Source organism: Kitasatospora sp. NPDC002543, assembly GCF_053594915.1.
This window is the reverse complement of the sequence record NZ_JBSFWR010000199.1, coordinates 1-5,027: the sequence shown is the minus strand read 5'-3', so window position 1 is coordinate 5,027 and position 5,027 is coordinate 1. Positions and strand designations below refer to the sequence as shown.

Sequence of the window (5,027 nt, the reverse complement as noted above, 5' to 3'; positions counted from 1 at the left end):
CGGATGCTCCGCCGGCACCCCCGCGAGGACCTCGGCGAGCCGCTCACGATCGGCCGCGTCACAGGCCACCAACTCCACCAGCGCACCCGACTCCCGCAGCTCCTGGGCCAGTTCGACCGCACCCGGCGCCCCGGCACCACGCCGACTCGCCAACAGCAGCCGGCGCGCACCGTGCTCCACGACCAGGTGCCGGGCCAGGACCGCGCCCAGCGCACCGGTACCGCCGGTGATCAGGACGGTGCCGCTCCCCCAGTCCGGGGCGGTGCGCCCGCCGCCGTCGGCGGCGGGGGCGGGGGCGGGGACGAGCCGGGGCACGTACGCCCGGCCGTCCCGCAGGGCCAGTTGCGGCTCGCCGCCGCGCAGGGCCGCGCCCAGCAGCTCGGGGGTGCGGGACGCGGCATCGGCGTCGACCAGGGTGAAGCGGTCCTGCTGTTCGGCCTGGGCCGAGCGCAGCAGCCCCCAGAGGGCGGCCGTCGCGGGGTCGGCGTCCGGCCCCGGGCCGACGGCGCCGTCGGTGAGCGCGACCAGCCGGGTGCCGGCGAGCCGGTCGTCGGCCGGCCAGGCCCGCAGGGTGGCGAGCAGCCGGTGCAGGGCGGCCCGGGCGCGGACCGGCGGCGCGCCGTCGGCCGGGTCGGCGGCCAGCGGCAGGAACAGCGCGGAGGGCGCCGGCGCACCGTCGTCCAGCGCGCGCAGCAGCGCGTCGGCGTCGGGGTGGTGCGCGGCGCCGGGCAGTCGCCCGGGCCCGCCGAGCACGGCCCAGTCGCCGGCAGGTGCGGCGCTCCCGGCGGTGGGGAGGTCGATCGGGGTCCAGGCCGGGGCGAACACGCTCCCGTCCGTCCGGCGGGCGGCCGCCGGCAGGTCGGCCGCGCCGATCGGGCGCAGCTGCAGTTCCTCGACGGCCGCCACCGGTGCGCCCGCCTCGTCGGTGAGCCACAGGCTCACCAGGACGGCGTCCCGCTCCGCGCGGCGGACGGTGATCCGGGCCCGGGCGGCGGTGGCGCCGGGGGCCGGCACGCTGACTCCGGACCAGGAGAACGGCACCATGGCGCGCTCGGCGACCCCCGCGACGCCGGGCAGCAGCGGGTGCAGGGCGGCGTCGAGCAGCGCGGGGTGCAGGACGAAGCGCGCGGCCTCGGCGCGGTCCTCCTCGGCCAGGGCCACCTCGGCGACCAGTTCGTCCCCGTGGCGGTCCAGGCGGAGCAGGTTGCGGAACGCCCGGCCGTAGCGGAAGTCCTGGTCGGCGAGCAGCTCGTAGACGCCGTCCAGTCCGATCGCGGTGCCGCCGGCCGACGGGCGGGCGGGTGCGGCGGCCGGCTCCCGGGAGCCGGCGGTGCCGGTGGCGTGGCCGGTCCAGGCCTCGGCTCCGAGCGGGCGGGAGTGGACGGCCAGCGGGCGCCGCCCGGCCCCGTCGGGGGCCCCGACGGTGACCTGGATCCGGACCTCCTCCTGCTCGCCGATCACCAGCGGGGCGGTGAGCGTGAGGTCCTCGACCGCGGTGGCGCCAGCCCGGTGGGCGGCGTGCAGGGCGAGGTCGACGAAGGCGGCCCCGGGCAGCAGGACGCTGCCCAGCACGGCGTGGTCGGCGAGCCACGGGTGGGTGCGCAGCGACACCCGGCCGGTCAGCACGGTGCTCTCCCCCGCCGCGACGTCCAGGGCGCCGCCGAGCAGCGGGTGCCCGGTGGCGTCGAGCCCGAGGCCGGCCGCGTCACCGGCGACGGCCGGGGCGGTCAGCCAGTGCCGCTCGCGCTGGAAGGCGTAGCCGGGCAGCGGCACCCGGCCGGCGCCGGGCAGTACGGCCGCCCAGTCGACCGGGGCGCCGCGCAGCGCGGCCAGGGCCAGGGCGGCCGCCGCGGTGCGCGGTTCGGGCCGTCCGGCGCGGAGCAGCGGGGCCACCGCCCCGGCGGGCACGTCGAGGTTCTGCTCGACCAGGGCGGAGAGCACCCCGTCCGGGCCGAGCTCCAGGTAGTCGGTGACGCCGTCGGCGGCCAGCCGGCGCACCCCGTCGGCGAAGCGCACCGTGCCGCGGACCTGGGCCACCCAGTAGTCGGGCGTGCCCAGGGTGTCCGCGTCGACGGCCTCGCCGGTCACCGTGGAGACCATCGACAGCGTCGGCGGGTGGAACGTCACCTTGCCGGCCACCGCGGCGAACTCGTCGAGCATGGCGTCCATCCGGTGGGAGTGGAAGGCGTGCGAGACGGTGAGCCGCTTCACCTTGCGGCCCTCGGCCTTCAGCCGGCCGGCCAGGTCGAGGACGGCGTCCTCGTCACCGGAGAGCACCAGCGCACGCGGGCCGTTGACGGCGGCGAGGCTCACCCCGGCGGGCAGCGCCAGCTCGGACTCGGCCGCCTCCACGGCCATCATCGCGCCGCCGGTGGGCAGTTCGTCCATCAGCCGGCCCCGGGCGGCGACCAGCGCGCAGGCGTCCGCCAGCGACAGCACGCCCGCCACGTGGGCGGCCGCGAACTCGCCGACGGAGTGCCCGAGTACGGCGTCGGGGGTGATCCCCCAGGACTCGGCGAGGCGGAACAGCGCGACCTCGACCGCGAACAGCGCAGGCTGGGCGAGGCGGGTCCGGTCAAGCTCCGGCCCGCCGTCGAACACCACGTCGCGCAGCGGGAGTTCGAGGTGGGAGCAGACCTCGTCGAAGGCGGCGGCGAACACCGGGAAGGCGTCGTACAGCTCGCGCCCCATGCCGGCGCGCTGGCTGCCCTGGCCGGTGAACAGGAACGCCGTGCGGCCGCGGGCCGCCTCCCCGGCCCGGACGACGGCCGGCGAGTCCTCCCCGGCGGCCAGCGCGTCCAGGGCGGTCAGCAGCTCCGCGCGGTCGGCGCCGACCACCGCCGCCCGGTGCCCGTGGCGGGCCCGGTCGGTGACGAGCGAACGGGCGACGTCCCGCGGCGCGAGCCCGGGGCGCTCGGCGAGGAAGTGCCGCAGCCGCCCGGCCTGGCCGCGCAGCGCGGCCTCGGAGCGGGCCGAGAGCAGCAGGGGCACGGCGGCGGCCGGTCCGGGCTCGGGCTGCGGAACCGACGGCGCTTCGGGCTGCGCCTCGGGTTCCGGCTGCTCGATGATGACGTGGGCGTTGGTGCCGCTGATCCCGAAGGAGGAGACGGCGGCGCGGCGCGGGCGGCCGGTCTCCGGCCAGTCCCGGGCCTCGGTGAGCAGGGCGAGCGCGCTGTCGTCCCAGTCGACGTGCGGGGTCGGGTCCTCCGCGTGCAGGGTGCGCGGGAGGGTGCCGCGGCGCATCGCCTCGATCATCTTGATGACGCCGCCGACGCCCGCCGAGGCCTGGGCGTGGCCGATGTTGGACTTCAGCGAGCCCAGCCAGAGCGGGTTCGCCCCGTCCCGGCCCGCGCCGTAGGTGGCGGCCAGCGCCCGCGCCTCGATCGGGTCGCCGAGGCTGGTGCCGGTGCCGTGCGCCTCGACGGCGTCGACGTCCGCGGTGGTGAGGCCGGCGTTGGCGAGGGCCTGAAGGATCACCCGTTCCTGGGCCGGGCCGTTGGGCGCGGTCAGCCCGTTGCTGGCGCCGTCCTGGTTGACCGCGGAGCCGCGCAGCACCGCGAGCACCCGGTGGCCGCGGCGGCGCGCGTCGGACAGCCGCTCCAGCAGCACCAGGCCCACCCCCTCGCTCCACGCGGTGCCGTCGGCGTGCGCCGAGAAGGACTTGCAGCGGCCGTCCGGGGCGAGCCCGCGCTGCCGGCTGAACTCGACGAACGAGCCGGGCCCTGCCATCACGGTGACGCCGCCGGCGAGCACCAGGTCGCTCTCGCCGGAGCGCAGCGCCTGCGCGGCGAGGTGCAGGGCGACCAGCGAGGACGAGCAGGCGGTGTCCACCGTGACGGCCGGGCCTTCGAGGCCGTACGCGTAGGCGAGCCGGCCGGACACCACGCTGGAGGTGTTGCCGACCAGCAGGAAGCCCTCGAACTCCGGTGGGACGGCGGGCAGGTGGGAGGCGTAGTCGTCGTACATCGCGCCGACGTACACCCCGGTGGCGCTGCCGCGCAGCGTGCCCGGGTCGATCGCCGCGTCCTCGAAGGCGTCCCAGGCGGTCTCCAGCAGCAGCCGCTGCTGCGGGTCCATCGCGGTGGCCTCGCGCGGGGAGATGCCGAAGAACTCCCGGTCGAACAGGTCGGCGTCGTGCAGGAAGCCGCCGGTGCGCACGTAGGAGGTGCCGCTGTGCTCCGGGTCCGGGTCGTAGAGCTTCTCCAGGTCCCAGCCGCGGTTGTCGGGGAAGCCGCTGATCGCGTCGGTGCCGGTGTCGACCAGCCGCCACAGGTCCTCGGGCGAGGCGACCCCGCCCGGGTAGCGGCAGGCGGCGCCGACGATCACGATCGGGTCGTCGCCCGCGACGGTGGCCGCCGGGGCCGGGCGGGCCTTTGCGGCGGCCGGGGCCGGCCCGCCGACCTGGCCGAGCAGGTAGCGGGTCAGCGCCTCCGGGTTGGGGTGGTCGAAGACCAGGGCGGTCGGCAGCCGCAGACCGGTGGCGGCGCCGAGCTGGTTGCGCAGCTCGACGGCGGTGAGCGAGTCGAAGCCCTGCTCCTTGAACGCCTGGGTGGCGTCGACGGCCTCGCCGGAGGCGTGGCCGAGCGCGGTGGCCGCGGTGGCGCGCACCAGGTCGAGCACGGTGGCCTGCCGTTCGCCGTCGGGCAGGGCGGCGATACGCCGCGCCCAACCGCCGGCGCCGGGGTCGGCGGCGGCCGTCCGGGCGGAGCGGCGGGTGGCGCGGACCAGGCCCCGCCAGATCGCGGGCGGCTCGCCGTCGGCGGCGGCCCGGCCGGGGTTCAGCGCGGCGGGGACCAGCAGCCCGCCCTCGGCGGCCAGGGCCGCGTCGAACAGCCGCAGGCCGTGCGCCGCGTCCAGCGGGGTGACGCCGCTGCGGGTCCAGCGGGCCGTGTCGGACGCGGAGAGCGCGGCGCCCATGCCCGCCGTGTCGTCCCACAGGCCCCAGGCGAGGGAGTGGGCGGGCAGGCCCTGGGCCCGGCGGTGCTGGGCCAGCGCGTCCAGGAAGGTGTTGGCGGCCGCGTAGTTGG

The 5,027-nt window shown here is 78.2% G+C and carries 1 protein-coding gene; it reads right to left on the bottom strand.

Going from position 1 to position 5,027, the window contains the following annotated elements; all coding sequences use genetic code 11:
• The coding region (locus ACWD4P_RS37825) for a beta-ketoacyl synthase N-terminal-like domain-containing protein (protein WP_449782768.1) at positions 1 to 5,027 on the bottom strand (5,027 nt) is incomplete at both ends.